Below are 26,306 nucleotides of genomic sequence, written 5' to 3' on the forward strand. Positions count from 1 at the left end.
CTAGCGAGATCGGGTTACCCAGGAGTAGCGTTCCGTCATGTCCATCGACTCACGCCAGGTGGCGGCCCGGATGACCGAGGCCGTGCCGTTCGCCCGTACGCTCGGCTTCGAGTTCGTCGAGATCGCCCCCGAGGCCGAGGGCGGCGTCCGCGCGGTCCTCCGGTTGCCCGACACGCCGGACACGCACAACCACGTCGGCGGTCCGCACGCCGGGGCCGTCTTCACCCTCGGCGAGACCGCCTCCGGCGCGGTCGTGCTGGCCGCCTTCGGGCAGCTGCTCGACCGGGTGGTGCCGCTGGCCGTACGCGCGGACATCGCCTACCGCAAGTTGGCCCTCGGGCCGGTGCGCGCCACCGCCCGGCTGGGACGCCCGCCCGCCGAGGTGATCGCGGAGCTGGAGTCCGGGCGGCGACCGGAGTTCCCGGTGCGGATCGAGATCACCACCGACGACGGCACGCCGACGTCGGAGATGACGGTGATCTGGACGCTCCGCTCGCAGTGACCCGGCGGGCGCGAACCGCCCGAAGCCGATCTCGACCCCCCGAAACGGGTTTGCCGGCCGGTTCCGGTGGTTAGATTCGGAGCGTGCTGGGCCTGCCTGCTGACGTGACCGCCTGCCTATTCGATCTTGACGGTGTGCTGACGCAGACCGCCCGGGTGCACAACGCGGCCTGGACCGAGACGTTCGACGAGTTCCTGCGCCAGCGCGCCGCCGCCACCGGGGAGCCGTACCGACCCTTCGACCCCGGGCCGGACTACAACCGTTACGTCGACGGGCGCCCCCGGGCCGACGGCGTACGGACCTTCCTGGCCTCCCGCGGGATCGTGCTCCCCGAGGGCAGCCCGGATGATCCGCCCGAGGCGGCGACGGTGAACGGGATCGGCAACCGGAAGAACGTCCTGCTCCTGAAGGAGCTGCGTACCCGCGGCGTCGACGTCTACCCCGGCTCGGTGACGTACCTCAAGGCGGCGGCCGCCGCCGGGCTGCGGCGGGCCGTGGTCACGGCGAGCGCCAACGGCCGCGAGGTGGTCGCCGCCGCCGGCCTGGAACCGCTGATCGAGGAACGGGTCGACGGACTGGTCGCCCGCGCCCAGGGCCTGCGCGGCAAACCGGAGCCGGACACCTTCCTCGCCGGGGCGCGGATGCTCGGCGTCGACCCGTCCCGGGCGGCCGTCTTCGAGGACGCGCTCGCCGGCGTGGCCGCCGGCCGCGCCGGTGGCTTCGGCTACGTGGTGGGGGTCGACCGGGTGGGCCAGGCGGACGAGCTACGGGCGCACGGGGCCGACGTCGTGGTCCGCGACCTCTCCGAGCTGCTCGACGAAGGGCGCGGCGCATGATCAGGGAACGGGCCTATCCGGTCGACCCGTGGCACGTCCGGGAGATCCGGCTGGACATGGACGTGCTGGCCCAGTCCGAGTCGGTCTTCGCGCTCTCCAACGGGCACATCGGCCTGCGCGGCAACCTGGACGAGGGCGAGCCGCACGGACTGCCCGGCACGTACCTGAACTCCTTCTACGAGCTGCGCCCGTTGCCGTACGCCGAGGCCGGATACGGCTTCCCCGAGTCCGGCCAGACCATCGTCAACGTCACCAACGGCAAGCTGATCCGGCTGCTCGTCGACGACGAGCCGCTCGACGTCCGCTACGGCGAGCTGCTCTCCCACGAACGCATCCTCGACATGCGCGCCGGCACCCTGCACCGGGAGGTGCACTGGCGCTCGCCGGCCGGCCGCGAGGTCAAGGTGCGCACCACCCGGGTGGTCTCGTTCACCCAGCGGTCGGTGGCCGCGATCAACTACGAGGTGGAGGCGATCGACGCCCCGCTGCGGCTGATCGTCCAGTCGGAGCTGGTCGCCAACGAGACGTTGCCGGCGCAGAGCCGCGACCCGCGCGTCGCGGCGGTACTCGAATCGCCGTTGCAGGCCGAGGAGGAGCTGACCACCGACGACGGCGGGCTGCTCCTGCACCGCACCAAGGTCTCCGGGCTGCGGGTCGCCGCCGCCATGGACCACGAGGTGTACGGGCCCGACCGCACCACCATCGAGTCCGAAGGGTACGAGGACTGGGTCCGCACCACGATCGGCTGCGTGCTCCAGCCCGGCGAGAAGCTGCGGGTGGTCAAGTACCTGGCGTACGGCTGGTCCAGCCGCCGGTCGTTGCCGGCGCTGCGCGACCAGGTCGGCGCGGCGCTCGCCGCCGCCCGGCTCGACGGCTGGGACGGCCTCTGCCGCGAGCAGCGGACCTACCTCGACGAGTTCTGGGACGCCTCGGACGTGCGGGTCGAGGGCGACCCGGAGGTCCAGCAGGCGGTCCGTTTCGGCCTCTTCCATGTGCTCCAGGCCGGTGCTCGGGCCGAGCGCAGACCGATCTCGGCGAAGGGGCTGACCGGCCCCGGATACGACGGGCACGCCTTCTGGGACACCGAGATGTTCGTCCTGCCGGTGCTCACGTACACCCAGCCGAACGCGGTCCGCGATGCGCTGCACTGGCGGCACGCAACCCTCGACTCGGCCCGGGAGCGGGCCCAGACGTTGAACCTGAAGGGCGCGGCCTTCCCCTGGCGGACCATCGAAGGCCCCGAGTCCTCCGGCTACTGGCCGGCGGGCACCGCCGGGTTCCACATCGCCGCCGATATCGCCGACGCGCTGCGCCGGTACGTGCTGGTCACCGGGGACGACCAGTTGGAGCGCGAGATCGGCCTGGAGCTGCTGGTGGAGACCGCCCGCCTGTGGCGTTCGCTCGGCCACCACGACCGGCACGGCAAGTTCCACATCGACGGGGTGACCGGGCCGGACGAGTACACGGCGGTCAAGAACGACAACGTCTACACCAACCTGATGGCGCAGCGGAACCTGCTCGCCGCCGCCGAGGCGGTGAACCGCTACCGGGACGAGGCGCTGCGCCTCGGCGTCACCGACGAGGAGGCGGCGGGCTGGCGGGACGCGGCGACCGACATGCACCTGCCGTACGACGACGACGTCGACGTGCACCAGCAGGTGGAGGGCTTCACCCGGCTCCAGGAGTGGGACTTCGTGCACACCCCGGCGGAGAAGTACCCGCTGCTGCTGCATTACCCCTACTTCGACCTGTACCGCAAGCAGGTCGTCAAGCAGGCGGACCTGGTGCTCGCCATGCACTGGCGGGGCGACGCGTTCACCCCGGAGCAGAAGCTGCGCAATTTCCTCTACTACGAGCGGCGCACGGTGCGGGACTCGTCCCTCTCGGCCTGCACCCAGGCGGTGCTCGCCGCCGAGGTCGGCCACCCGGAGCTGGCCCACAGCTACCTGCGCGAGGCCGCGCTGATGGACCTGCACGACCTGAACGAGAACACCCGCGACGGCGTGCACATGGCCTCGCTCGCGGGCGCCTGGATCGCCCTGGTGGCCGGGTTCGGTGGGCTACGCGACCACGACGGCACACTCTCCTTCGCGCCCCGGCTCTCCAGCGGGCTGAACCGGCTGGAGTTCTCGCTGCTGTGGCGGGGCCGGCGGCTGCGGGTGGACGTCCGGCAGCACCAGACCACGTACGCGCTGCGGCACGCCGACCCGGACGACGTGATCGAGCTGCGCCACCACGGTGAGACGATCCGGGTCACCTGCGACGAGCCGGTGACCGTGCCGGTCCCCTCGGCGCATCCCGCTGGACCGGCCCCGGAACACCCACCCGGGCGGTCGCCGCTGCTCCGGCTGCCGGAGCGGGAGCGCTGACGCGCGGTCGGGGCGGGACGACGCCCACCCCGACCGTCGGGTTCAGAGGGTGTTTGAGGAGGCTCGCCCGTAGCGAGCCGGTTGCCAGGCGGCGTTCGGCAAGGCGGAGGTTCGCCCGGATACCGGTGTTGTATCCGGGCGAACCGACAACGCGGCCGGGCGTCGTCTGTGGCCGGCGCAGTAGGGCACGGCCTTCTCAAACACCCTCTCGGGTCAGAAACGGTCACCCGTGGAGGGGCGGCCCCCCGCGTCCCGCGGTGCCATCGTCCGGGGATCGTCGGCCGTACGCGCGTGGGCGGCATCGTCCGCCCAGTCCTTGTTGCGTTCGGCCGACCGTAGCCGGTTCTCCTCCTCCGCCCTCTGCTTGTGCCGGGACGCCTGTTGCTGCCGGGACGTCTGCCGCTGCTGGGCCATGGTGATCCTCGCGATCCGTCGGGGCGCGGCTGCGCCGACACGGTCTGCGGTCGATACGTCGGCTACCCGGCGCACCCGTCGGCAAACGCCGGCCGGCCCGTCCGGCGGTGCCACCGTCGTTGGTGCACGGCGCAGGCCCCCGTCCGGCGGTGCCACCGTCGTGGTGCGCGGTGCGGGGCGGCACCGCCCCGTCCGGCAGTGCCCCCCCGTCGTGGTGCGCGGTGTCGCCCCCGGCACGGCTCGTCGTGGTGCGCGGTGTGCGGCGGCACGCTTGCCCTCCGGCGGGCGGGGTAAGACGTTCCCCGCCCGGTGCAGAGACCGGCGGGTGGAGGTCATTGGCATGGACGTGCGCAGCAGTGAGGTGACGATCCCGGTCGGCGACGCCCAACTCGTGGCCGACGTGATCCTCCCGAGCGAACCGGTCGGAGTCGTGCTCTTCGCCCACGGCAGCGGCAGCTCCCGGCACAGCCCCCGAAACACGGCGGTGGCCCGCGTACTGCAGCAACGGGCGCTCGGCACGGTGCTGGTCGACCTGCTCACGCCGGCCGAGGACGCGGTGGACGCCCGCACCGCCGAGCTCCGCTTCAACATCGAGCTGCTCGCCGACCGGCTCTCCGCGATCGTCGACTGGCTGGGCGGCGAGCAGTGGACGCGCGGGCTGCCGATCGGGCTCTTCGGCGCCAGCACGGGCGCCGGGGCGGCGCTGGTCAGCGCGGCGGCCCGGCCCGCGCAGGTGGGCGCGGTGGTCTCCCGGGGCGGCCGGCCGGATCTGGCCCACTCCGCGCTGTCCGGCGTACGCGCCCCGACGCTCCTGCTCGTCGGCGGCCTCGACGACGAGGTGATCACCCTGAACGAGCAGGCGCGCGCCATGCTCACCGGGACTGTCGAACTGCGCATCGTGCCCGGCGCCACCCACCTCTTCGAGGAGCCCGGCACCCTCGACCAGGTCACCGAGGCGGCCGCCGACTGGTTCAGCACGCACCTCGCCCGTTGACCCTCCCCGTTTGCCCCCCGGCCTCCGGGGAAGGCATCAGGTTCGATGCTCGGACCGGGGAGGTAGCCATGGGTGAGTTCATGAACAAGGCCAAGGACTTCGCGAAGAAGCACGACAAGCAGGTCGACCAGGCGCTCGAGAAGGGCGGCCAGATGGCCGACAAGCGCACCGGCGGCAAGTACGCCGACAAGATCGACAAGGGCGTCGACCGGGCGCAGGCGCGTACCGGCGAGGGTGACCAGGTGCGTTGACCGGAACAGCGTTCACCGGGCGGCCGGGTACCGGCCGCCCGGAACGTCCCCGGCCCGTCGCCCGACGTCCGCCCCGCAGAGCCGCCGCGCCGGACGATTCACCCGTCCCGGGTGGGGTAACTACCGTCATGACCGACGACCGCGCCGACCAGGAGCCCGAACGGTCGCCCGTGAGCGCGGCCGCCGAACGGGGCGGTCGCCATCTCCGCCGCTTCCGGCGTCTGGGCAGTGAGGCCAGCAAGGCGCGGCTGCGCCAACTGGAGATCATCTCCGTGATCGCGGTGCAGGCCGGGCTCGCCGCCGCGCTCGCCTCCCTCATCGCACAGGAGCTCTTCGGCCGCGGCATGCACGTCTTCGCCCCGGCCGCCGCCGTCGCCACCATCGCCAGCGCGATCGGGCAACGCGCCCGCCGCACCTTCGAGCTGCTGGCCGGGGTGGGGCTCGGCATCGTCGTCGGTGACCTGCTCCGCTACTCCCTCGGCACCGGGGCCTGGCAGACCGGGCTGGTGGTGGCCTTCGCGATCGTGATCGCACTGCTGGTGGCCGGCCGGGGTGGGGCACTCGTCGGCCAGGCGGGTGGTACCGCAGTGCTGATCTCCACGCTGATGCCCACGGAGGGCCGGCTGGAGCTGCCCCGGATCTTCGACGCGTTGATCGGGGGCGTCATCGGCCTGGTGGTCGTCGTGCTGCTGCTGCCGGTCAACCCGATACGGGTGCTCGACCGGGCGGCGACGCCGGTCTTCGCGGCGGTCTCGGATCAGCTCGACGAGATCGCCGCCGCACTTCGCCAACGAGACGCGGAGCGCTCGATCCGGTCCCTGGAGCGGGTGCGTGGCCTCGAAGGGGACATCGGCCGGTTGAACGAGGCGCTCAGCGGGGCGGAGGAGGTGGTCACCCTGGCCCCGGCGCGTTGGCACCGCCGGGCGGTGTTCCATCGGTACGCCCGCGGCCTCACCCATGTCGAACGAGTCGTGATCAACGTCCGGGTCATGGCGAGACGGTCCGCGACCGCCATCCAGTACGGCGAACCGATTCCGGACGAGCTGCCCGCCGCCCTCACGCGGTTCTCCGCCGCCGTGCGGGAGCTGCGGGAGGAGTGCCGGCGAGGAGAGGAGAGGCCCGAGCGGACCCGGGCCCTCATCCTGGAGACCGCCGACCTCGCCGGCCGCGCGTGGGCCCAGGGCGTCCGCTCGTTCGGCGACACCCTCACCACCGACCTGCGCGCCAGCGCGAGCGACCTGATGCGGGCCACCGGTTACGAGCCCGAAGAGGCGAACCGGCTGGTGCGTACGGCCGCCGGTGCGGGTCAGCGGGCAGTCCGCCCGTTGGTGCACCGCCGGCTGCAGCGGGCCGCTCGGCGGACCTTCTCCACCAGGACCGTACGGCTGGCCCGTAAGGCTTCGCTGCGTTCCCGCAGGGACCGGCCCCGAACGACGAGAAGCGCCGGGCGCCCCCGTGGGGGCAGCCCGGCGCGGTGAAGCTCAGATCAGGCGGAGTAACCGCGCGACGCGATCCAGTTCGCGACCTTGTCGAGCGGCATCCAGTACTCGTTGTCGGCCGGATCGGCCGGGTCGGCGATCTGAATGCTCTGCCCGCCGTCCCGGTAGCCGATGAGCGTCACGTAGTGACCGCCCTCGTACGAGTGCGGGCTGCCGATCTCGTCGACCGCCGTGCCCCTGACGTTCGCCACCACCGGACGGCCGTCGTCCAGCGCCTTCATGACGTCGTCACGGAGCCGCTGCACCTCGCTCGGCTTGGCCACGTCGTCCGGGATCTCGCCGGTCTTGTACTTCCCGCCGGTCAGCTGGTTGAGCACGCGGGTGGTGTCCAGGGCGGACGGTGTGCCCGCCTCGGTGGTGCCGAGCAGTGCTGCCACGTCGTCCTGCGACAGCTGCTTGCCCTGCGCGGAGAGCGCGATCCGCGTCGCGGCCGGCCCACAGTAGAAGAAGTTCGGCTGGGCCTGGTAGTCCACGTTCAGCAGGCGCTCGGACCGGCTGTCGTGGCCCTTGTCGGACTGCGTGGACGTCGTCGGGGCGGACTGGACCGGGGCGGCGTGGGCCGCCACCGCCGGGCCCAGCGCACACCCGCCGGCGACCAGCAGGCCGGCGACGGAGAGGCCACTCCGGTGGATGATCGGGTTCATGAATCGGGCTCCAATCGGGGGTTTGCCGCCTCCGACGGAGGCGTAAGCACCAGAACGGGGCGCTCGGCTCATTTACGGGCGACCCCGAGCCGTCGGACACTCCCGGGGTACCGGGGGTGCAACGGCCCCGTCACGGCCGGCATTCCGGCCGCCGATGCCGGGGGCAAGGGCGTCGCGACCAGGTGCAACGGCGGCGGTGGCAGGGGGATTCCGGCGCGCCGAGGCGCCGTGACCTCGTGCACGTCGCAGGGCCCGGCGGGAACAACCCGGGGCGCGGCCCGCTCCGTCTTCCTCGCAGTCCCGGCGGGATGATGCGACAACCGTGGCGGCCCCGCCGTCGCGGCCGGTCGACTCATCGACCCGGCCGCGCGGCCCGGCCCTGGGCCCTTGATCGACTCGGGGTCCTTGAAGTCGGGGCATCACGCGGCCGGGGACACCCCGACATCAAGGAAACCGAGTCGATCATCGGCGCGCACGGGCGATGAGCGCGATGTGCCCGGTTTGCGGCCTGGAGGGGCGGCGGGTAGTGCCCAGCGACCGGGCTCCGCCCCGGGTGCCAGCCCGATCCTCCCGAAGGTCCATTCGAGGGCCGCGAGACCGGTCAAATCGACCGGTACGTCACAAACTGCCCATGAGTCGGGTGACGGTGACCTCGATGACGACCCGTTCCGGGTTGGGGCGCGGGGCGCGGTAACGCTCCGCGTACCGCCGCTCCGCCTCGGCGACCGCCGTCCCGTCCGACCGGACGACGGCCCGCCCCTCGATGGTGAGCCAGCGGCGGCCGTCGACGTGGCAGAGCGCCACCGGCGCGCCCTCAGCCCCGGCAGCGGCGACGTGCCGGGCCTTGCGGGAGGCGGCGGAGGTGATCACCCGGGCGAGGCCGGACGCCGGGTCCAGGGTCACCCCGACGGGCACCACGTGCGGGGTACCGTCCGGCCGGAGCGTGGTGAGCGTGGCGAGGTGCCGTTCCCGGCAGAAGGCGATCACCCGATCGTCACGTACGTCCAGCAGGCGCGTGCCCGGCATCTCCGGTCCCCCCAATCCGTCGACCGATCATGGCACGCGCCGGCGGTCCTGCCCGGGGCCCGGGGGCGCGTACGGCTGGCTCGGCAACCGGCGAGCGGCCTCCCGGTGCTTCTGCACCAGCCGGCTCAGATAGATCAACGTGCCCGCGAGGATGCCCATGTCGTCCAGGTAGATGGGGTCGGGCAGCAGGTCGACCGGGAAGATCGTGTAAGCCAGGGCCCCGTAGAGAGCCACCTTGCCGCTGGAGCCGAGCGAGGTCAGCAGCCGGTGGGTCCGTACCACCCGGACGGCCAGCACCACGGCGCCGACCAGCGTCGCGAGCAGCACGACGCCGGCGATGACGAGGAGGACGATCCACGCTTCGCGCGACATGCGGTCACGCTAACCCAATCCGGCCGCCTGCACCCTGTTCGAGGCGGCCGTCAGCGCCGGGCCCCGGTCAGTACGCCGGTACGGCCGCGCGCCCCCGCGCCACGACCTGGTTCTCCCGCGTCTGCTCCATCGGCCGGGCGACCTCGCTGAGCGGCAGCACCGACTCGGCGTCCTCCGCCCGGCGTCCGGTGGCGGCGAACGCCTCCTCCCGCAGGCTGCGGGCGGCCGCGGCAGTGCGTTCGACCTCCCGCCAGGCGAGCTGCTCCTGTTCGCGTGCCACCTGGTGGCGGGCGAGGAGGTTGTCGCGTACCGCCCGTCGCAGCACCAGCTCCTGCTCCACCGGGTGCAGCCGCGGGTCCCAGCCGTTGCGGTGCGCGAACACGTCGCTGAGCTGCTCGACGGAGAGCTCCCGCTGCCAGTACGCGTCGAGCGCGGCGCGGTGCAGGAAGCGCTCGCGGTCCACGTACTCGGCCGGCGTGCGGGCGGTACGCGGCAGCGGCATGGCAGCGGCGGCGCCCAGGCGTCGGACGTCCGCCTCGGCCGCCTCGTACGCCTGCCAGGCCACCTCGACCGCGTCCTGCGCGGCGAGCCACTCCGCCCGCTGTCGCTCCGCGGTGCTGGTGGCGCGCTCGGCGGCGACGGCGACCTCCTGCGAGTAGCGGGTGCGGTCCCGCTCCTCCTCGGCGAACTCGAGCCGGCCCGGCATCGCCGCGCGCCGGATCCTCGTGGCGGCGCCGATCGCGAGCCGGCCCGGTCGGAGCAGCAGGGCGGCGACGACGACGCCCACCACGGCGAGCAGGCTCAGCCAGATCACGGCGGCGCGGGGCACGTCGGGCAGGACGGCGGAGAGGACGGTCTGCATCATCTGCACCTCGTGGTCGGTTGTCGGTAATGGACGATCTGACCCGCTGGTGAGCGGAGGGAAGATTCGGGGGCCGGTCCCGCACCGCTCCGCGACGCGAAGGTCGGTGGTGCGAGACGCACGGCGGCCATCCGGTGTGCGGGCTCGGCGGTCGAGCCGGGCGACGCAGCGGTCAGACCGTTGCGGGCGAACGACGCCGGCCAGGGCTTACGGCGCGAACTGCGCCGGCCACGGCCGTGGTGGCCGTCGGTGCCGGGGCGGATGGCCCTCGGGTCAGGCGAGCGGAGGGCCGCGGCGACCGGGCGCGGCGCGGCCGGCGTCGAGCGCCGGGAGAGCCTCGGGCGTCGCCGTCAGGGTGCCGGCGGCCGGGGCGGCGAGCAGCGGCCGGTCGGCCGGACGGTGCGCGGGAGCCTCGGCCGGGGTCAACCGCTCGGCGACCGGCGCGATCTCGGGTCGCAGCACCTCGACCTGGCTGCTGACCGAGGTGGGCTGGAGCTGGGCGGCGGTGGCCGGCGGCCCGGCCGGGGCCGCGGCGCCGAGGCCGACGGCGAGCGCGAGCGTGGCTACGGCGAGCCGGGTCAGCTCGCCCAACGTGCGCAGCGTGGCCCGCCAGGTGGGGCGGGCGGACGCTATGGACAGCACGGGACCAACCTACCGCTCTCGGCCGTCGGGCGCAGCCTGGCCGGAACCACCGCCGACGTGACCGTGCCCACCCGTCCTCATCGGACGGACGGTCACCGGTGACCGGCGGCGGGCGCGACCGCGGCCCGGCCACCTCGCGGCATCCGGGCCTCGGTCGAGTCGATCAACCGTCCAGGTCACCGGTGCCGGCGTCGTCGGCGTCGGACCGGTCCGCGTCGGTCGCGGGCCCGGCGACGGCGGTGTCGGGCAGCTCGGTGAAGAGAGCAAGCAGGGCCCCGACCTCGAGGTCGGCCTCGGCCGGATGGCGGAACCGGCCGGCCGGGTTGAGGGTGTACTCGTTGCGGCGCCCCACCCGGGTCCGGCTGAGATAACCGCCGGCCTCCAGGTCGGCGACGATCGCCTGGGCGGCCCGCTCGGTGACCCCCACCTCGTCCGCGACGTCCCGCAGCCGCGCGGTGGGATTGCGCGCGATGGCGAGCAGCACATGTCCATGATTGGTGAGGAACGTCCAGTTCCGGGTGCCGCCGTACCCGCTCGCGCTCGTCGCCATGGCCGTCATCGTAGGGCCCGGCCCATCCCTCCGATTCCATCGATCGTGACCCGTCCGCGAATACCTGAAACGCAAATCACGTATACCTTGACGTGTCTCCGGGTGGGTGTGACCGTGGACGGGAGCCCGCGGCGGTCACCGTGGGTGATCACACCGATCGCATAGGAAGTCGAGGTGCGGGGATGAGTGGACCCGAAACGCCGGTGCTGCGTCCGGAGCAGGCGCTCGCCGAGCTGATCGAGGGCAACCACCGCTTCGTCACCGGCACCCCGAGCCACCCCAACCAGGACGCCGGCCACCGGGCCGCGGTCGCCGACGAGCAGCACCCGTTCGCGGTGATCGTGGGCTGCTCCGACTCCCGCCTCGCCGCCGAGATCATCTTCGACCGTGGGCTGGGCGACCTCTTCGTGGTGCGTACGGCCGGGCACACCACCGGGCCGGAGGTGCTGGGCAGCGTCGAGTACGCGGTCACGGTGCTGCGCGCGCCGCTGGTCGTGGTGCTCGGGCACGACTCGTGCGGGGCCGTGAAGGCGGCCCGGGAGTCGCTCGACACCGGCACGCAGCCCCCCGGTCACCTGGGCGCGGTGGTGGACGCCGTGCTGCCCAGCCTGCGTCGCGCCGCCGCCGAGGGGGTCGACGACCTCGACCGGATCATCGACCTCCACATCGCGCAGACCGTCGAGGCGCTGCTCGAGAACTCGGCAGTGCTGGCCGCCGAGGTCGAGGCCGGGCGGTGCGGGGTGGTCGGCATGTCGTACCGGCTCGCCGCCGGCGAGGTCCGTCAGGTCGCCGGGGTGCTTCCGCCCGCGGCGGGCGCGGATCCGACGGCGGGCTGACACCCTCCACGACGCCAGGAGAAGCGAGAGGGCCGCCCCGCGAATGCGGGGCGGCCCTTGCCGTTCTCAACCGGTCGCTACAGCAGCGACATGTGCACGTGGTCCGTGTGGTTGGACGGGCCGCTGTAGGACTTCCAGCCGGTGGCCGGGAACCAGATCTGCCGGTTCCAGATCACGTAGTAGATGCCGAGCCGGTCGGCGTTGCGAATGAGGAACGCGGCGACGTTGTTGCCGTACATCCGGGTGTCGTCGTTGTGCCAGGGCGAGAAGCCGCTCTTCTGCAGGGACCAGTCGCAGGCCCGGCCCTTCGGGTGCTCCCACGGCCCGCCCGGTCGGTAGCAGCCGACGAACCGGTTGAAGCCGGCTCGCTTGACCTCCTTGTAGGCGTGCAGCGTGCGGGGCGTGATGCAGCCCGAGGTGGTCGGGTCGGGCTCACTGCACGACATCGGCTTCCAGTCGCCGTCGGCCGTCCGGCCGGGACCCATCCTCGCCACCGGCGAGGTGGCCGAGACGAGACCGCCGGTGAAGCCCTTTCCGCCGACCAGGGCCAGGGCCTTGTCCGCCTCGCGCTTCTGCTTGGCCATGATGGCGGCCTGCTTCTGCTGCTCGCGGACCTCGGTGTCGATCGCCAGCTTGGCGAGCTCGGCGCGGTGCTTGACCTCGTTGATCCGGGACAGCTTCTGCGAGTTGACCATGTTGAGTTCGTCGAGGCCCATCACCCGCTCCACGAAGGAGTCCGGGTCGTTGCTCGACAGCAACATCCCGACCGCGCCCATCCGACCGGTGCGGTACGACTGGGCGGCGACCTGGCCGACCTGCGGCGCCAACGCGTTCAGCTCGGCCTCGGCCCGCTTGACGTCCAGGCCCAGCTCCACCTGGCGCTTCTTGGACTTCTCCAGCTTGGCCTTGGCCGCGGTGTAGTTGCGGTTCGTCGTCTCGACGACGTCGGTGAGCAGTGGCGGGTCGTCGTCCTCGTGCCCGGACGGAACGGCCGGCTTGGGTGCGGCGGACGCCGGGAGGGGCCCGGCGAGCACGGTCAGCGCGGCGATCACGGCCACCACGGGTATCAACCAGCGGCGTAGGGGTGCCGTCACAGTTTTCCCTTCCGTCGACCGCCGACCGGGTTAGCTGACGGGTTCGGGGCGGAAGTGGCCCCTACCGCTGACGCGGACTCACCCCAGGTACCTGGGTTCCCGGCTCGCCGTCCGGCGATTGGGCGGTGGTACCGCAGGCGCCGCTGCGCGCCTTCGGCGGTTACCGGCAGCGAGGTTACCCGAGAGCCCGGCCGGGGAGCTACGCCCGGATGCCGACTAAAGGCGTCATTTCGCCATAGCGCTGGGTAACCAGTGGCGCAGCTGCCAGGCCGGCGAGCCTGCGCGGTCACGTTGAGGAGTGTCACCATGCGCTCTCCGTTCTCCTGTCCGGGTCGGGCCGGCCACCGGGGGTGGCGGGGGGTGGGATCGGGCTCGGGTCGTGTCGCCCGGCGCCCAGCGCCTCCAACACGTCGCTCCGGTCCGGGGCGGGCCGGGTGGTCGGGTGGGTGGGCTTCGCCTCGCCGTCGGCCGGTGCGGCGACCGAGCGTCCGGCCGTCGTGACGATCGCGGCCAGGCCGGTGGTGAGCGGGACGGCGGCGATCAGCCCGAGCGTCGCGACCGCGCTACGGACGATCTCCTGGGCCAGGAACTCGCTGGTGAGGAGTTGACCCACCGGGCGCGAGTCGGCGGTCAGCAGGAGCAGCAGCGGCAGCGAGGCGCCCGCGTACGCGAGCACGATGGTGTTCACCGTGGACGCGATGTGCGCGCGGCCGACCCGGGTCGCGGCCCGGTAGAGCTGGAGCCGGGACAACCCCGGGTTCGCGTGGGCCAGCTCGGTGACCGTGGCCGCCTGGGTGACCGTGACGTCGTCGAGCACGCCGAGCGACCCGATGATGATCCCGGCGAGCAGCAGGCCCCGCAGGTCCACGTCGCCGCGGAACATCGAGAGCGTCAGGGCGTCCTCGCTGCCGAAGCCGGTGAGGTGGGTGGCGGCGGTGGCAGCCGCGCCGAGGACGCCGGTGAGCACCAGGCTGCCGAGGGTGCCGAGCACGGCGACCGAGGTCTGCGCGGTCACGCCGTGCGTCAGGTAGAGCACCACGAACATGATCAGGGCGGCGCCGACCACGGCGACCAGCAGCGGTGAGTGCCCGGCGCCGATGCCGGGCAGGACGAAGGTGAGCAGGATGCCGAAGCTCGCGGCGAGGCCGGCGAGCGCGGCCAGGCCCCGCCACCGTCCGAACGCGACGATCGCCCCGGCGAAGATCAACGCCAGCCAGACGAGCGGCTGGCCGCGCTGGTGCTCGGCGACGTTCCAACTCGACGACGAGGGGTCGGTCGGATCGGTCAGCTGCACCATGATCACCTCGTCGCCCGCCTCGACGACCGGTGCCCCCGGACCGTCCGGGACCGGCGCCTCGACCTGCTGACCGGCGGCCGGGCCGTCCTGCACACGTACGGTCACCGTGCCGCAGCGCTGTGGCCGTCCACCGGGCGTCCCCTCCGGCGTCTCCGACACCGGGGAGCAGGCCTCGCTCACCACCCGGGTGACGGTGCCGTGATACCGGGCCGGATCGCCGCTGCCCTCCGTCTCCGGAACGTCGCGGGGCCAGAGCACCAGGGCGGCGACCACGGTGGCGAGGACGAGCGGGACGACCGTCACGAGGAGGATCCGTCGCACCCCCGGTGGGGTGGACGGTGCGGGACGGCTGTGGTCGGCGCCCATTACGAATCTCCCAACGAATCCGGGGCAGGGTACGTGCCGGTGGGGCGATCGGTTCAGCGGCGCGGGACCGCCCCGCCACGAAAGATCCGGAGAGTCATCGTCGGAATGCTAACCATGGCGACCCTCCGGCGCCCGTTCACGCCGACGGTGTCACGTCATGACGGCGAAGGTCCCCACGGCGGCGGCCGACGGGGCATGTTGGGTTCATGACCGCAGATCCGTCACCGCACCACCCGGGCGCACCCGAGCCGGACCACGGCCGGGGTGGCCACGACAAGCACGCCGGCCACGACCCGGCGATGTTCCGGCGGCGGTTCTGGATCTGTCTGGCGCTCACCGTGCCGGTCGTGGTCACCAGCCACATGGTCATGGAGTGGCTCGGTTACCGGCTCGACGCGCCGGGCCTCACCTGGGTCGGGCCGGTGCTCGGCTCGGTGGTGTTCTGGTGGGGTGGCTGGCCGTTCCTGGTCGGCGCGGTACGCGAGGTGCGGGACCGGGCGCCGGGCATGATGCTGCTCGTCGCCATGGCGATCACCGTCGCGTACGGCGCGTCGCTCGCCACCAGCCTGGGCGCCTTCGACCTGGACTTCTGGTGGGAGCTGGCGGCTCTGGTCACCATCATGCTGCTCGGACACTGGCAGGAGATGCGGGCGATCGGGCAGGCGCGCGGGGCGCTCGCGGCGCTCGCCGCACTCCTGCCCGACCAGGCCGAGCGGGTCACCGAGGACGGCCGGACCGAGCCGGTGCCGGTGACCGGCCTGCGGGTCGGTGACGTGGTGCTGGTCCGGCCCGGTGGCCGGGTGCCGGCGGACGGACGCGTGGTGGACGGCGCCGCCGAGCTGGACGAGTCGATGATCACCGGGGAGTCCCGGCCGGTGTCCCGGTCCGTCGGCGATCGGGTGGTGGCGGGCACGGTGGCCGCCGACTCGGCGCTGCGGATCCGGGTCGAGGCGGTCGGGGAGCAGACCACGCTGGCGGGCATCCAACGCATGGTCGCCGAGGCGCAGCAGTCCAGCGGGCGGGCCCAGGTGCTGGCCGACCGGTTCGCCGCGGCGCTGTTCTACGTCGCCATGGCGACAGCCGTGGTGACGGTGCTGGCGTGGACGTTGATGGGCCGGGGCGACGAGGCGGTGGTCCGGGCCGTCACCGTGCTGGTCATCGCCTGCCCGCACGCACTCGGTCTGGCGATCCCGCTGGTGATCGCGCTCTCCACGGCGGTGGCCGCGAAGTCCGGGATCCTGGTCAAGGACCGGCTGGCGCTGGAGCGGATGCGGACCGTCGACGCCGTGCTGTTCGACAAGACCGGCACCCTCACCCGCGGCGAGCACGTGGTGACCGACCTGGCCACGGTCCCCGGCATCGAGCCCGACGAGCTGCTGCGGCTCGCCGCCGGAATCGAGGCGGAGAGCGAGCATCCGATGGCCCGGGCGATCGTCGCGGCGGCGGGGGAGCGTGGTGGGGCCGTCGCGGCCACCGGGTTCCGGTCCCGGCCAGGCCGTGGGGTGGAGGCCACCGTGGCGGGCCGGAGGTACGCGGTGGGCGGGCCGGCGCTCCTGCGCGAGCTGGGCGTACGCCTCCCCGACGAGCTGCGCGCCGAAACCGACCACTGGGCCGGCCGGGGCGCGGTGGTGCTGCACCTGGTGCGGCTGCCGGACGGGGTGCTCGGTGCGCTGGCGCTCACCGACGAGCTGCGCCCCGAGGCGCGCGACGCGGTCGCCGAGCTGCGGGCGCAGGGTGTACGGACCATCGCGATGATCACCGGGGATGCCCGGCCGGTGGCCGAGGCGGTCGCCGCGGACCTCGGGTTCGGTCCCGGCGACGAGGTGTTCGCGGAGGTGCTGCCGGCGCAGAAGGACGCCAAGGTGACCGAACTGCGGCGGCGTGGGTTGACCGTGGCGATGGTCGGCGACGGGGTGAACGACGCGCCGGCGCTGGCCCGGGCCGACGTGGGGATCGCCATCGGCGCCGGCACGGACGTGGCCATCGAGTCCGCCGGGGTGGTGCTCGCCTCCTCCGACCCGCGCGGGGTGGGGGCGGTCATCCGGCTCTCGCGTGCCTCGTACCGCAAGATGCTGCAGAACCTCGCCTGGGCGGCGGGCTACAACGTGGTGGCCCTGCCGCTGGCGGCCGGGGTGCTGGCCGGCGTCGGATTGTCGTTGAGCCCCGCCGTCGCCGCGGTGCTGATGTCGGGCTCCACCATCGTGGTGGCGCTCAACGCCCAACTGCTGCGCCGGGTACGCCTCGGCGCGCCGAACGCGGGCTGAGAGCCGCGCCCTGCCACGAGCCGAGGAGGCGTCGGGCGCCGCGGGGCGGCCGGGTCAGCCGCGCTTCATGAGCCGACCGACCGCGGCCATCATCTCGCTGGCCATCTCGTCGGCGCGCCCCTCGGCCGCTCCCTCGTGCATGCAGTGCCGGGCGTGGCCGTCGAGCAGCCCGAGGGCGACCTTGTCCAGCGCGGCCTGGACCGCGGAGATCTGGGTGAGCACGTCGATGCAGTAACGGTCCTCGTCGACCATCTTCTCGACGCCGCGTACCTGCCCCTCGATGCGGCGCAGCCGGGCGAGCAGCTGGTCCTTGCTGGCCGTGTATCCGCGGATGGGGGTCGGTGTGGTCATGGCGCAAGGATAGCCTACCCCCAGGGGGTATGGTACGGTCCTCGCAGGAGCCGATACCCCCACCGGGTACCGGTACAGCGACTAGGGCGGAAGCTTGCCCGGCTCTTACCCCCCGGGGGTATAGGTTGGGCGGCGGAAGGAGAGCTCCGATGGTCACCACGACGTACCAGGTGCAGGGCATGACCTGCGGACACTGCGTGAGCGCGGTCAGCGCCGAGGTCGGCGCCGTCGCCGGCGTCAGCGACGTCCAGGTCGACCTGGCCACCGGCCAGGTCACCGTCACCAGCGACGGCCCGCTGGAGACCAGTGCCGTGCGCTCCGCCGTCGACGAGGCCGGTTACGACCTCGTCGGCGAGTGAGCGGCGGCTGACCCGGAAACGAGGTCACACCGATGAACACACCCATGAAGCTGGGCAGCTTCGCGCTCGGCCTCGCGGCGGTGTTCGGCGCGGCGTACGGGGTCGGCCGAGTGGCCGACCCCGTCACCCCGGCCGCCGAATCCCGGCACGAGGGCCCGGCGACCGCCGAACACGGCACCCAGGACGATCCGGGACACGGCGGGAGCGAGGACGAACACCTCCCCGGCGGCCTGCTCGTCTCCGACCGGGGCTACACGCTCGCCCCCGTCACCGCCCCGGCCGGCGAGTTCGCCTTCCGGATCACCGACCACGACGGCCGGCCGGTCACCCGGTACGACGTGGCGCACGACGAGCGGATGCACCTCATCGTCGCCCGGCGCGACCTCTCCGGCTTCCGGCACGTACACCCCGAACTCGGCTCAGACGGCACCTGGCGGGTCGCCTCCCCGCTGGCCGGGCCGGGCGTGTGGCGGGCCTTCGCCGACTTCACCCCCACCGGGGGCGACCCGTTGACGCTCGGCGTCGACGTGACCGTGCCCGGTGCGCTGACCCCCCGGTCACTGCCGGCGCCGGCGACCAGCACCACCGTCGACGGGTACACCGTCACGCTCGCCGGTGACCCGCAGCCCGGCCGTACCGCCGAACTGACCCTGACCGTCAGCCGCGACGGCGCGCCGGTCACCGACCTGGAGCCCTACCTCGGCGCGTACGGTCACCTGGTGGCACTCCGCCAGGGCGACCTCGCGTACCTGCACGTCCACCCGGACGGCGAGCCCGGCGACGGGCGGACCGCGCCCGGCCCGACCGTCCGCTTCCTGGCCGAGGTGCCCGCCGCCGGCACCTACCGTCTCTACCTCGACTTCAAGCACGGCGGCACCGTGCGCACCGCCGAGTTCACCGTGGTGGCCGGCGTCGCGCTGGCCGACGAGAGTCCGGCCCCCGCCCCGACCGCCCCCGCCCCGACCGGTACCGCCGAACACGGTGGGCCCGGCCACGGGCACGACTGACGGGAGGCGTCATGACCACCACCAGCAGCAGCACCCCGCTGCCGACGGCGCCGAATCTCATCGAACTCGCCATCGGCGGCATGACCTGCGCCTCCTGCGCGGCGCGCATCGAGAAGAAGCTGAACCGGATGGAGGGCGTCTCCGCCACCGTCAACTACGCGACGGAGAAGGCCACCGTCCGCTTCGCCGACGAGGTCACCCCGGACGACCTCATCGCCACCGTGGAGAAGACCGGCTACACGGCGAAGCTGCCGCCGCCACCCACGCCCGCCGGCACGCCGGCCGCCGAGGCGCCGGTCGACGAGCTGCGCGGCCTGCGTAACCGGCTCTGGACGTCGGTGGCGCTGACCGTCCCGGTGATCCTGCTCGCCATGGTGCCGGCCTGGCAGTTCGACTACTGGCAGTGGCTGTCGCTGACCCTGGCCGCCCCGGTCGTGGTCTGGGGCGGGCTGCCGTTCCACCGGGCCGCGCTGATCAACCTGCGGCACGGCGCCGCCACCATGGACACCCTGGTCTCGGTGGGCACTCTCGCGGCGTTCGGCTGGTCGCTCTGGGCGCTCTTCCTCGGCGACGCGGGAACGCCCGGCATGACGCACCCGTTCAGCTTCGCCATCACCCGCTCCGACGGCGCCGGGAACATCTACCTGGAGGCGGCGGCCGGGGTCACTCTCTTCATCCTCGCCGGCCGCTACTTCGAGGCCCGCTCGAAGCGCAACGCCGGGGCGGCGCTGCGCGCGCTGCTCGAACTCGGCGCGCGGGACGTCGCCGTGCTGCGCGGCGGGGTGGAGACCCGCGTCCCGGTCGAGCAGCTCGCCGTCGGGGACCGGTTCGTCGTACGGCCGGGCGAGAAGATCGCCACCGACGGGGTGGTCGACGAGGGCACCTCGGCGGTCGACGCGAGCATGCTGACCGGCGAGTCCGTACCGGTCGAGGTCGGCCCGGGTGACGCCGTCGTCGGCGCCACGGTCAACGCCGGTGGACGGCTCGTGGTCACCGCCACGCGGATCGGCGGTGACACCCAGCTCGCGCAGATGGCCCGCCTGGTCGAGCAGGCGCAGAGCGGCAAGGCGGCGGCGCAGCGGCTCGCGGACCGGATCTCCGGTGTCTTCGTGCCGATCGTGATCGCCCTGGCCGTCGGCACCCTCGGCTGGTGGCTCGGCACGGGCGGCGGGCCGACCGCCGCGTTCACCGCCGCCGTCGCGGTGCTGATCATCGCCTGCCCGTGTGCGCTGGGCCTCGCCACGCCCACCGCGCTGCTCGTCGGCACCGGCCGGGGCGCCCAGCTCGGCATCCTGATCAAGGGTCCGGAGGTGCTGGAGAACACCCGGAGGGTCGACACCGTGGTGCTGGACAAGACCGGCACCGTGACCACCGGGCGGATGACGCTGGCGGAGGTGGCGCCCGCCGAGGGCGTCGAGGCCGCGGAGCTGCTCCGGCTCACCGGCGCACTGGAGGCCGCCTCCGAGCACCCGGTAGCCCGGGCGGTCGCCGCCGGCGCGGCCGAGGCCGGCGCACTGCCGCCCGTCACCGAGTTCGCCAACGTCGAAGGGCTCGGTGTGACAGGCGTCGTCGAGGGGCGCGCGGTGGTGGTCGGGCGGCTCCGGCTGCTGCGCGAGCGCGGCTTCGACGTACCTCCGGAGGTGGAGCGGGCGGTGACCGACGCGGAGGCCGCCGGTCGGACGGCGGTGCTCGCCGGCTGGGACGGGCGGGCCCGCGGCCTGCTCGCGGTCGCCGACGCCGTGAAGCCGACCAGCCGGGCCGCGGTGGCCCGGTTGCGCGAGCTGGGGCTGCACCCCGTGCTGCTCACCGGGGACAACGCCACGGTCGCCCGCGCGGTCGCCGAGGAGGTCGGCATCGACGAGGTGATCGCCGAGGTGTTGCCGGCGGAGAAGGTGGACGTGGTCGCCCGCCTGCAACGCGAGGGGCGCGTCGTCGCCATGGTCGGCGATGGCGTGAACGACGCGGCCGCGCTGGCCCAGGCCGACCTGGGCCTGGCCATGGGCACCGGCACCGACGTGGCGATCGAGGCGTCCGACCTGACCCTGGTCCGGGGCGACCTGACCGCCGCGGCGGACGCCGTCCGGCTGGCCCGGCGCACCTTGAACACCATCCGGGGGAACCTGGTCTGGGCGTTCGGCTACAACGTCGCGGCGCTGCCGTTGGCCGCGGCCGGGCTGCTCAACCCGATGATCGCCGGCGGGACGATGGCGCTCTCCTCGGTCTTCGTGGTCGCCAACAGCCTCCGCCTGCGCCGCTTCCGCCCCCTCACCACCCCCTGACCCCCCGCTGCCCTCGGCGTTGCCGCTCTCGGCGTTGATCATGAAGTTGGCGGGCGATTCGATCTCCGGATCCCCGTCAACCTCATGGTCAACGGGGGCGTGGGGGTGGGTTGGGGGTGGGTGGGGGTGGGTAACTGTGCGGGCGTAGCGACGTCTTGCACGGGAGGTGCCGTCATGGGTATCGACGACAAGGTCAGCAACGCGGCCGAGAACGCGGCCGGCAAGGTCAAGGAGCACACCGGCCGGGCCGCCGACGACGAGCGGCTGGAGGCGGAGGGTCGCAACGACCAGGCCGCCGCCAACCTGAAGCAGGCCGGCGAGAAGGTGAAGGACGCCTTCAAGAGCTGATCGCACGCGTACGCGCCGGGCCGGTCGTCACCGGCCCGGCGCGCTGCCTGCAAGCCCCTCGGTCCGGCGGCTCGTCACCGGCACCCCTGCGTGGTCCGGTCCGGCCGATGGTCAACTCGTCCTTCTTGAAGTCGGGGTATCCGCCGCAGCCGGACACCCCGACTTCAATGACCCCGAGTCGATCAACGCCGCCACCGACCGGAAGTCGACCGGCGAGCAGCTCAACGCCCAGCTCCGCCGGACCCTCGACGGGCTCGCCGACCAGGTGCGTGACCAGGCTCGCCGCGCGCAGGACCGCGAGATCAGGACACTGATCACCTCGACCGCCGACCGGATCGCCGCCGGTGCCCGGGCGAACCGCCCCACCACCTGGCTCGACGACACCTTCACCGGGATCCCGGCGACCCTCATGCGGGACTGCCGCCCCTGACGGCCCCGCCCGTCACCCCCTGGGTGCCAACCCTGACTTCACCCTCGGTCGCGGGCGCGGCCCTGTTCATCGTGGACGCTCACCCGCTAGCTTTCCTTTGCATGTGCAAGGGCTTGGCATGAGTGATGACCCACCGCTGTCGGGGGACGACCTGGTCCGGGTGCTCGGCACCCTGGCCAATCCACACCGGATGCGGGTGATCGCCGCGCTGTCCCGGGAGCGGGCGTACGTCAGTCGGCTCGCCCGGGATCTCGGGATCAGCCGTGCGCTGCTGCAGGTCCACCTGCGGAAGCTGACGGCGGCCGGCCTCGTGTCCGCCCACCTGGAGCTGTCGGAGGACGGGAAGGCAATGAAGTACTACGAGGTGGAACCGTTCGTGCTCCGGCTCACCCCGGGCACCATCGCGGCGGCGGCCCGGACGCTGACCCCGCCGGAGACCGTCGACCCGCACCGAGCCGAGCGGTGACCGGCATGAGCGACCACGACTGGACCGAGGTGGTCGGCGCGTTCGGTGTCTTCGCCCTGCTCATCAGCGTGTTCACGGTGACCGTGGTGCAGTTCGCCAAGACCCGGCGGGCGCGGTTCGCCGGGATTCGCGAGGAGGAGTACCGCCACCTCGCCGAGACGGCCGTCCGGCTCCAGGAGAGCAACGAACGCCTGCTGGCCACGCTCGACGGCCGGTTGGGATCCATGGAGGACCGGATGACCGCACTGGAGCGCGTCCTGCGCGAGGTCGACTAGTCCGGCCCGGAGCCCCGGGCCGTCGAGAGGCAACTCGACGACCCGGGTGGAAGCAGCATCGCCTCGCCCACGGGCGAGTTCTTTCCGCAACGCCCCTTCGAGGAGAGGACAACATCTCGTGCTGCGCGTACGCAAATCCGTCGGCTGGACGCTGGCGGTCGCGACGGTCGCCGCGCTGGTCGGCGCCGCCGGACCGCCCGTCGCGGCGGCCCCGCCCGATCCGGTCCGGACCATCAGCTGGCAGCCCTGTGAGCAGGACGCCACCGCCGAGTGCGGAACGCTCTCCGTCCCGGTCGACTGGGACCACCCGGACGGGGAGCGGTTCGATCTGGCCCTCGCCCGCCGGGCGGCCACCGACCCGCAAGCCGCCGGGGGCGCACTGGTCTTCGGTCCCGGAGGACCCGGCGACAGTGGCGTGGATCGGGTGGTGACCGGCATCGACCGGTTCAGCGACGACCTGCGCCGCCGGTTCGACATCGTGAGTTTCGACCCGCGCGGCACCGGCCGCAGTCACCCGGTCGTCTGCGCCACCGACCTGCTCGCCGCCCAGCCGCAGGTGATCGCCGACCAGGAGCAGTTCGCCGCCGCCCTCGCCGGCAACGCGCGGCTGCGCGCCGACTGCCGGACACGGACCGGGCCGCTCGTCGACCACGTGGACACGATCAGCGCGGCCCGGGACCTGGACGCGGTCCGGGCCGCCCTCGGCGAGCGCCGGTTGACCTTCCACGGCAGCTCGTACGGCACCCTGCTCGGCCTCCAGTACGCCGAGCTGTTCCCGCATCGGGTGCGGGCCATGGTGCTGGAGAGCACCGTCGACCACAGCCACGCGACCCGGTCCTTCCTCGACACCCAGGCGGTCACCGCGGAGGACTCGTTCGACGAGTTCGTCGCCTGGTGCGAGACCGCCGAGAAGTGCGCGCTGCACGGGCGGGACGTTCGGGCGGTCTGGGCCGGCCTCTGGTCCCGCGCCGAGCGGGGCGAACTCACCGACCCCGATCGCCCCGGCGCGCTGCTGAGCCCGTTCCTGCTCAGCCGGCTCGCGCAGCGGGCGTTCTACGGCCCGGACTGGCCGGGGCTGGCGGAGGACATCCAGACCATGGAGTCGAACCGACCGGCTCCGGTCGCCGCGTCGAGCACCACGGCGGGCACCTCGGTCAGCCCGTACCCCTTCGCGGTCTTCTGCCAGGACTGGTCACTGCCGGTCCGCGACTACCGGGAGTACGCGAGCCACCTGCGCCGGATCGCCCGGCTCGCGCCCGACCTGCGGTATCCCCAGGCCGTCTTCGCCCTCTCGACCTGCCTGGGCACGCCGACCCCGGTCGCGAACCCGCAGCACCGCCTCCGCGTCCGCACCGACGTGCCGCTGCTGCTCGCCGGCACCCGGCACGACCCGGCCAGCGGCTACAACTGGGCGACCAACGTGGCCCGCCAGCTCGGACGACACGGCGTGCTGCTGACGTACGACGGCTGGGGGCACGGCAGCTACACGACGAGCCGCTGCGTGTCCCGCGCCGTGGACCGGTACCTGCTCGACGGGGCGGTGCCGGAGCGCGGTGCCCGCTGCCCCGCGGTGGACCCGACCGCCTGATCCACCGGGGGCGTCCGGCCGTCGCGTGGTCCGCGGCCGGACGCCTCCCGGGTCAGCGCAGCACCCGGTACGTCACGTGGGTGACGGTCGGCCCGGCGACCACCGCCGCCTGTTCGAGCCGCAGATCGTCGAGGCCGGTGAGGAGGCGTTCGCCGCCGCCGAGAACGACCGGGACGATGTGCAGCTGGAGGGTGTCGAGCAGGCCGGCGGCCAGGTACTGCCGGACCGTGCTCGCCCCGCCGGCGACCGCGACCTTCCGGTCACCCGCCGCCTCCCGCGCCTGCTCCAGCGCCGAGTGGACGCCGTCGGTGACGAACCGGAACGTCGTACCGCCGGCCATCGGGAGCGGCTCGCGCGGCTGGTGGGTGAGCACGAAGACCGGTGTACGGAAGGGCGGCTCCTCGCCCCACCAGCCGCGCCACGTCTCGTCCCAGGGCCCGTCGCCGCCGCCGAACATCCGCCGTCCCATGACGTACGCGCCGACGTCCCGGGTCATCTCCTCCACGACGTCCGCGTCCACTCCGGGCTCGCCACCGGACAACCCGTGGTGCGCCCGCCAGCTCTCGAGGTTGTAGGCCCACTCGTGCAGCTGCTCGCCGCCCCGGCCGAGTGGGTCCTGGAGGCTCTGCTCGGGCCCGGCCACGTAGCCGTCGAGCGAGATCGACAGTTGACTGGTCACCGTACTCATGGATCCGTCCTCCGGGGTTGGTCGGCCACCACGAGCCGGGCGGCCCGCAGCTCCAGGTACCGCTGTTCGGGGAGGCTGGTGGTGCCCCGCGCCGCGGCCAGGTACGCCGCGCGCGCCGGACCGGGCTCGCCGGCCAGCTCCAGCAGGTGGGCGCGGACCGCCGCGAGCCGGTGATGCCCGGCGGTGCGCTCGTCCTCGACGAGCGGTGCGAGCATGGCGAGCCCTGCCCGGGGCCCGTCCACCATGGCCACGGCGACCGCCTGGTTCAGGGTGACCATCGGGTTCGGCGCGATCCGGGCGAGCAGCCGGTAGAGCGCGAGGATCTGCGGCCAGTCCGTCTCGGCCGCCGACGGCGCCTCCGCGTGCACCGCGGCGATCGCCGCCTGGAGCTGGTACGGCCCGGGCGGCGACCAGGTCAGCGAATCGGTGATCAGCGCGACGCCCTCCTCGACGGCCGCCCGGTCCCACCGGGTGCGGTCCTGCTCGGCCAGCGGCACCAGCTCGCCGCCCGGGCCCAGCCGGGCGGCCCGATGCGAGTCGGTGAGCAGCATCAGCGCGAGCAGACCGGTCACCTCACCGTCGTCCGGCAGCAGCGCGTGCAGCATCCGGGTCAACCGGATCGCCTCGCCGGTCAGCTCGGCCCGGTGCAGGTCCGGGCCGCCGGAGGAGGTGTACCCCTCGTTGAAGATCAGGTAGAGGACCTGGCGTACCGCGCTCAGCCGCTCGTCCCGATCGGCCGCCGACGGCATGGTGAACCGCGCGCCGGTCGCCTCGATCCGCTGCTTGGCCCGACGGATCCGCTGACTCATCGTCGCCTCGGGCAGCAGGTACGCGCGGGCGATCTGCGCGGTGGTGAGCCCGCCGACCGCACGCAGGGTCAACGCCACCTGCGCCGACCGGGCCAGCGCCGGATGGCAGCAGAGGAAGAGCAGGCGCAGCGTGTCGTCGCCGGCCGGCGGCTCCGCGTCCGCCGCCGGGGCGACCCCGGCGTACGCCGGCTCGCGTACCGCCACTGCGACCTCGCGATCCCGGCGGGCCCGTTCGCTGCGCCACTCGTCGGTCAGCCGTCGGGTGGCGACGGTGAGCAGCCAGGCGCGCGGCTTCTCCGGCACCCCCTGCCCGGGCCACTGCAGGGCCGCCGCGAGCAGCGCCTCCTGCACCGCGTCCTCGCACCTGTCGAACTGGCCGTGCCGGCGGACGAGCAGACCGAGGACCTGCGGCGCCAGGGCGCGCAGCAGCTCCTCGATCTCGCGCGACCCGGTCATCACATCTCCGGCCCGGCCTCGTCCATGATCGCGCGGATCTCCATGACGCCGCCGTACCGCACGTCCGGCCAGCGCTGCGCGATCTCCGCGGCCCGCTCCGGCGTGTCGCAGTCGACGGCGAGGTAACCGGCGAACTGCTCCTTGCTCTCCAGGAACGGCCCGTCGACGACCTCCGGGTGGCCGCCGGCCAGCCGGACCGTACGGGACTGCGACGGGTCGGCCAGCGCCTGCCCGCCGATCAGTTCGCCGGACTCGGAGAGCTCCTTCATGATCTCGTCGACCTCGCCGAAGAGCGCCACCCGGTCCTGCTCGGAGAGCTCCTCGACGAAACCCGGCCGGTTCCAGATCAACAGCATGTACTTCACAACCTGCTCCTCACGTCCCGGCCGCGACCGTGGGGTGGCGCGGCTCGCCCAGGGGTCGGAGCCGACA

Annotated in this window: 29 protein-coding genes and 1 riboswitch; of the genes, 16 read left to right on the plus strand and 13 right to left on the minus strand. The window is 73.3% G+C overall.

Going from position 1 to position 26,306, the window contains the following annotated elements:
* The first annotated feature begins 37 nt into the window (after positions 1-37).
* From D7044_RS15830 to D7044_RS15840, 3 genes are all read left to right on the plus strand, one after another.
* Entirely contained in the window at positions 38-502 is a 465-nt protein-coding gene (locus tag D7044_RS15830) for a DUF4442 domain-containing protein (RefSeq protein WP_120673600.1), read from the plus strand.
* Between the two features lie 83 nt (positions 503-585).
* Positions 586-1,338: an HAD-IA family hydrolase gene (locus D7044_RS15835; RefSeq protein ID WP_120689389.1), complete on the plus strand. Its 753-nt coding sequence runs from the start codon at positions 586-588 to the stop codon at positions 1,336-1,338.
* A complete protein-coding gene (locus D7044_RS15840) occupies positions 1,335-3,707 on the plus strand; it encodes a glycoside hydrolase family 65 protein (protein WP_120673598.1) in 2,373 nt (790 codons plus the stop codon). The genes D7044_RS15835 and D7044_RS15840 overlap by 4 nt, the downstream gene beginning before the upstream one ends.
* A 213-nt stretch (positions 3,708-3,920) precedes the next feature.
* Here the strand turns inward: D7044_RS15840 and D7044_RS15845 are convergent, their stop codons facing one another.
* Entirely contained in the window at positions 3,921-4,121 is a 201-nt protein-coding gene (locus D7044_RS15845; protein ID WP_120673597.1) for a hypothetical protein, read from the minus strand.
* Between the two features lie 340 nt (positions 4,122-4,461).
* On the opposite strand from D7044_RS15845, the gene D7044_RS15850 reads away from it, so the two are divergent.
* From D7044_RS15850 to D7044_RS15860, 3 genes are all read left to right on the plus strand, one after another.
* Positions 4,462-5,115: a dienelactone hydrolase family protein gene (locus D7044_RS15850; protein WP_120689390.1), complete on the plus strand. Its 654-nt coding sequence runs from the start codon at positions 4,462-4,464 to the stop codon at positions 5,113-5,115.
* A gap of 68 nt (positions 5,116-5,183) precedes the next feature.
* Entirely contained in the window at positions 5,184-5,366 is a 183-nt protein-coding gene (locus D7044_RS15855) for an antitoxin (RefSeq protein ID WP_120673595.1), read from the plus strand.
* Between the two features lie 128 nt (positions 5,367-5,494).
* A complete protein-coding gene (locus D7044_RS15860; RefSeq protein WP_120689391.1) occupies positions 5,495-6,844 on the plus strand; it encodes an FUSC family protein in 1,350 nt (449 codons plus the stop codon).
* A gap of 8 nt (positions 6,845-6,852) precedes the next feature.
* On the opposite strand, the gene D7044_RS15865 is transcribed toward D7044_RS15860, so the two are convergent.
* The 6 genes from D7044_RS15865 to D7044_RS15890 all read right to left on the minus strand — a co-directional run bounded on the left by D7044_RS15865 (position 6,853) and on the right by D7044_RS15890 (position 10,970).
* On the minus strand, positions 6,853-7,509 hold the full coding sequence (locus D7044_RS15865) for a C39 family peptidase (protein ID WP_120673593.1): 657 nt from the start codon (positions 7,507-7,509) through the stop codon (positions 6,853-6,855).
* Between the two features lie 618 nt (positions 7,510-8,127).
* The gene (locus tag D7044_RS15870) at positions 8,128-8,535 is read right to left on the minus strand and encodes a pyridoxamine 5'-phosphate oxidase family protein (protein WP_120673592.1); all 408 of its coding nucleotides are present in this window, start codon (positions 8,533-8,535) and stop codon (positions 8,128-8,130) included.
* A gap of 27 nt (positions 8,536-8,562) precedes the next feature.
* Positions 8,563-8,907 (minus strand): YkvA family protein, encoded by a 345-nt coding sequence (locus D7044_RS15875; protein WP_120673591.1) that lies wholly within the window; start codon positions 8,905-8,907, stop codon positions 8,563-8,565.
* 67 nt (positions 8,908-8,974) lie between these two features.
* Complete coding sequence (locus D7044_RS15880) at positions 8,975-9,772, minus strand: hypothetical protein (RefSeq protein ID WP_233565000.1); 798 nt, start codon at positions 9,770-9,772, stop codon at positions 8,975-8,977.
* A gap of 270 nt (positions 9,773-10,042) precedes the next feature.
* Positions 10,043-10,411 (minus strand): hypothetical protein, encoded by a 369-nt coding sequence (locus tag D7044_RS15885; protein ID WP_120689392.1) that lies wholly within the window; start codon positions 10,409-10,411, stop codon positions 10,043-10,045.
* 163 nt (positions 10,412-10,574) lie between these two features.
* Positions 10,575-10,970 (minus strand): helix-turn-helix transcriptional regulator, encoded by a 396-nt coding sequence (locus tag D7044_RS15890; RefSeq protein ID WP_411710984.1) that lies wholly within the window; start codon positions 10,968-10,970, stop codon positions 10,575-10,577.
* A 173-nt stretch (positions 10,971-11,143) separates the two neighbouring features.
* On the opposite strand from D7044_RS15890, the gene D7044_RS15895 reads away from it, so the two are divergent.
* A complete protein-coding gene (locus D7044_RS15895) occupies positions 11,144-11,797 on the plus strand; it encodes a carbonic anhydrase (RefSeq protein ID WP_120673589.1) in 654 nt (217 codons plus the stop codon).
* A 77-nt stretch (positions 11,798-11,874) separates the two neighbouring features.
* On the opposite strand, the gene D7044_RS15900 is transcribed toward D7044_RS15895, so the two are convergent.
* Together D7044_RS15900 and D7044_RS15905 are read right to left on the minus strand one after the other, a co-directional pair.
* Positions 11,875-12,891, minus strand: a complete 1,017-nt coding sequence (locus D7044_RS15900) for a coiled-coil domain-containing protein (RefSeq protein WP_120673588.1) — start codon at positions 12,889-12,891, stop codon at positions 11,875-11,877.
* Between the two features lie 3 nt (positions 12,892-12,894).
* Positions 12,895-13,026, minus strand: a riboswitch (cyclic di-AMP (ydaO/yuaA leader).
* Positions 13,027-13,192: 166 nt separating this feature from the next.
* Entirely contained in the window at positions 13,193-14,554 is a 1,362-nt protein-coding gene (locus D7044_RS15905; protein WP_120673587.1) for a YibE/F family protein, read from the minus strand.
* Between the two features lie 206 nt (positions 14,555-14,760).
* Here D7044_RS15905 and D7044_RS15910 point away from each other — a divergent pair, with 206 nt between their 5' ends.
* The gene (locus D7044_RS15910; protein ID WP_120689393.1) at positions 14,761-16,818 is read left to right on the plus strand and encodes a heavy metal translocating P-type ATPase; all 2,058 of its coding nucleotides are present in this window, start codon (positions 14,761-14,763) and stop codon (positions 16,816-16,818) included.
* 54 nt (positions 16,819-16,872) lie between these two features.
* Here D7044_RS15910 and D7044_RS15915 read toward each other — a convergent pair whose 3' ends face one another.
* Positions 16,873-17,169: a metal-sensitive transcriptional regulator gene (locus D7044_RS15915; protein WP_120673585.1), complete on the minus strand. Its 297-nt coding sequence runs from the start codon at positions 17,167-17,169 to the stop codon at positions 16,873-16,875.
* Between the two features lie 149 nt (positions 17,170-17,318).
* Between D7044_RS15915 and D7044_RS15920 the strand changes: the two genes are divergently transcribed.
* The 8 genes from D7044_RS15920 to D7044_RS15950 all read left to right on the plus strand — a co-directional run bounded on the left by D7044_RS15920 (position 17,319) and on the right by D7044_RS15950 (position 23,921).
* Positions 17,319-17,528, plus strand: coding sequence for a heavy-metal-associated domain-containing protein (locus tag D7044_RS15920; RefSeq protein ID WP_120673584.1), 210 nt, complete (start codon positions 17,319-17,321; stop codon positions 17,526-17,528).
* A gap of 32 nt (positions 17,529-17,560) precedes the next feature.
* The gene (locus D7044_RS15925; protein WP_120689394.1) at positions 17,561-18,535 is read left to right on the plus strand and encodes a hypothetical protein; all 975 of its coding nucleotides are present in this window, start codon (positions 17,561-17,563) and stop codon (positions 18,533-18,535) included.
* An 11-nt stretch (positions 18,536-18,546) separates the two neighbouring features.
* Complete coding sequence (locus D7044_RS15930; RefSeq protein ID WP_120689395.1) at positions 18,547-20,814, plus strand: heavy metal translocating P-type ATPase; 2,268 nt, start codon at positions 18,547-18,549, stop codon at positions 20,812-20,814.
* Positions 20,815-20,988: 174 nt separating this feature from the next.
* Positions 20,989-21,162, plus strand: coding sequence for a CsbD family protein (locus D7044_RS15935; RefSeq protein ID WP_120689396.1), 174 nt, complete (start codon positions 20,989-20,991; stop codon positions 21,160-21,162).
* 265 nt (positions 21,163-21,427) lie between these two features.
* Positions 21,428-21,592, plus strand: coding sequence for a hypothetical protein (locus D7044_RS32415; protein ID WP_158610011.1), 165 nt, complete (start codon positions 21,428-21,430; stop codon positions 21,590-21,592).
* Between the two features lie 118 nt (positions 21,593-21,710).
* A complete protein-coding gene (locus D7044_RS15940; RefSeq protein WP_120673580.1) occupies positions 21,711-22,058 on the plus strand; it encodes an ArsR/SmtB family transcription factor in 348 nt (115 codons plus the stop codon).
* Between the two features lie 5 nt (positions 22,059-22,063).
* The gene (locus tag D7044_RS15945; RefSeq protein WP_120673961.1) at positions 22,064-22,333 is read left to right on the plus strand and encodes a hypothetical protein; all 270 of its coding nucleotides are present in this window, start codon (positions 22,064-22,066) and stop codon (positions 22,331-22,333) included.
* A gap of 118 nt (positions 22,334-22,451) precedes the next feature.
* A complete protein-coding gene (locus tag D7044_RS15950) occupies positions 22,452-23,921 on the plus strand; it encodes an alpha/beta hydrolase (protein ID WP_120689397.1) in 1,470 nt (489 codons plus the stop codon).
* A 52-nt stretch (positions 23,922-23,973) separates the two neighbouring features.
* Here the strand turns inward: D7044_RS15950 and D7044_RS15955 are convergent, their stop codons facing one another.
* The 3 genes from D7044_RS15955 to D7044_RS15965 are packed head-to-tail and all read right to left on the minus strand — an operon-like array spanning position 23,974 to position 26,230.
* Positions 23,974-24,609, minus strand: coding sequence for a dihydrofolate reductase family protein (locus tag D7044_RS15955; protein WP_120673578.1), 636 nt, complete (start codon positions 24,607-24,609; stop codon positions 23,974-23,976).
* The gene (locus tag D7044_RS15960) at positions 24,606-25,874 is read right to left on the minus strand and encodes an RNA polymerase sigma factor (protein WP_120689398.1); all 1,269 of its coding nucleotides are present in this window, start codon (positions 25,872-25,874) and stop codon (positions 24,606-24,608) included. Before D7044_RS15960 ends, D7044_RS15955 begins: the two co-directional genes overlap by 4 nt.
* Complete coding sequence (locus tag D7044_RS15965) at positions 25,874-26,230, minus strand: YciI family protein (protein ID WP_233562913.1); 357 nt, start codon at positions 26,228-26,230, stop codon at positions 25,874-25,876. The genes D7044_RS15960 and D7044_RS15965 overlap by 1 nt, the downstream gene beginning before the upstream one ends.
* Positions 26,231-26,306 lie beyond the last annotated feature (76 nt).

It is taken from the genome of Micromonospora musae, assembly GCF_003626635.1.
GTDB lineage: Bacteria > Actinomycetota > Actinomycetes > Mycobacteriales > Micromonosporaceae > Micromonospora > Micromonospora musae.

What these genes read in the sequence shown, in the direction of transcription:
- D7044_RS15920 (WP_120673584.1), top strand. Translation starts at nt 17,319, where the DNA reads ATGGTCACCACGACGTACCAGGTGCAGGGCATGACCTGCGGACACTGC.
- D7044_RS15945 (WP_120673961.1), top strand. Translation starts at nt 22,064, where the DNA reads ATGAGCGACCACGACTGGACCGAGGTGGTCGGCGCGTTCGGTGTCTTC.
- D7044_RS15875 (WP_120673591.1), bottom strand. Translation starts at nt 8,907, where the DNA reads ATGTCGCGCGAAGCGTGGATCGTCCTCCTCGTCATCGCCGGCGTCGTG.
- D7044_RS15855 (WP_120673595.1), top strand. Translation starts at nt 5,184, where the DNA reads ATGGGTGAGTTCATGAACAAGGCCAAGGACTTCGCGAAGAAGCACGAC.
- D7044_RS15860 (WP_120689391.1), top strand. Translation starts at nt 5,495, where the DNA reads ATGACCGACGACCGCGCCGACCAGGAGCCCGAACGGTCGCCCGTGAGC.
- D7044_RS15890 (WP_411710984.1), bottom strand. Translation starts at nt 10,970, where the DNA reads ATGACGGCCATGGCGACGAGCGCGAGCGGGTACGGCGGCACCCGGAAC.
- D7044_RS15960 (WP_120689398.1), bottom strand. Translation starts at nt 25,874, where the DNA reads ATGACCGGGTCGCGCGAGATCGAGGAGCTGCTGCGCGCCCTGGCGCCG.
- D7044_RS15925 (WP_120689394.1), top strand. Translation starts at nt 17,561, where the DNA reads ATGAACACACCCATGAAGCTGGGCAGCTTCGCGCTCGGCCTCGCGGCG.
- D7044_RS15915 (WP_120673585.1), bottom strand. Translation starts at nt 17,169, where the DNA reads ATGACCACACCGACCCCCATCCGCGGATACACGGCCAGCAAGGACCAG.
- D7044_RS15865 (WP_120673593.1), bottom strand. Translation starts at nt 7,509, where the DNA reads ATGAACCCGATCATCCACCGGAGTGGCCTCTCCGTCGCCGGCCTGCTG.
- D7044_RS15910 (WP_120689393.1), top strand. Translation starts at nt 14,761, where the DNA reads ATGACCGCAGATCCGTCACCGCACCACCCGGGCGCACCCGAGCCGGAC.
- D7044_RS15940 (WP_120673580.1), top strand. Translation starts at nt 21,711, where the DNA reads ATGAGTGATGACCCACCGCTGTCGGGGGACGACCTGGTCCGGGTGCTC.
- D7044_RS15935 (WP_120689396.1), top strand. Translation starts at nt 20,989, where the DNA reads ATGGGTATCGACGACAAGGTCAGCAACGCGGCCGAGAACGCGGCCGGC.
- D7044_RS15955 (WP_120673578.1), bottom strand. Translation starts at nt 24,609, where the DNA reads ATGAGTACGGTGACCAGTCAACTGTCGATCTCGCTCGACGGCTACGTG.
- D7044_RS15840 (WP_120673598.1), top strand. Translation starts at nt 1,335, where the DNA reads ATGATCAGGGAACGGGCCTATCCGGTCGACCCGTGGCACGTCCGGGAG.
- D7044_RS15870 (WP_120673592.1), bottom strand. Translation starts at nt 8,535, where the DNA reads ATGCCGGGCACGCGCCTGCTGGACGTACGTGACGATCGGGTGATCGCC.
- D7044_RS15845 (WP_120673597.1), bottom strand. Translation starts at nt 4,121, where the DNA reads ATGGCCCAGCAGCGGCAGACGTCCCGGCAGCAACAGGCGTCCCGGCAC.
- D7044_RS15880 (WP_233565000.1), bottom strand. Translation starts at nt 9,772, where the DNA reads ATGATGCAGACCGTCCTCTCCGCCGTCCTGCCCGACGTGCCCCGCGCC.
- D7044_RS15850 (WP_120689390.1), top strand. Translation starts at nt 4,462, where the DNA reads ATGGACGTGCGCAGCAGTGAGGTGACGATCCCGGTCGGCGACGCCCAA.
- D7044_RS15930 (WP_120689395.1), top strand. Translation starts at nt 18,547, where the DNA reads ATGACCACCACCAGCAGCAGCACCCCGCTGCCGACGGCGCCGAATCTC.
- D7044_RS15895 (WP_120673589.1), top strand. Translation starts at nt 11,144, where the DNA reads ATGAGTGGACCCGAAACGCCGGTGCTGCGTCCGGAGCAGGCGCTCGCC.
- D7044_RS15830 (WP_120673600.1), top strand. Translation starts at nt 38, where the DNA reads ATGTCCATCGACTCACGCCAGGTGGCGGCCCGGATGACCGAGGCCGTG.
- D7044_RS15905 (WP_120673587.1), bottom strand. Translation starts at nt 14,554, where the DNA reads ATGGGCGCCGACCACAGCCGTCCCGCACCGTCCACCCCACCGGGGGTG.
- D7044_RS15965 (WP_233562913.1), bottom strand. Translation starts at nt 26,230, where the DNA reads ATGCTGTTGATCTGGAACCGGCCGGGTTTCGTCGAGGAGCTCTCCGAG.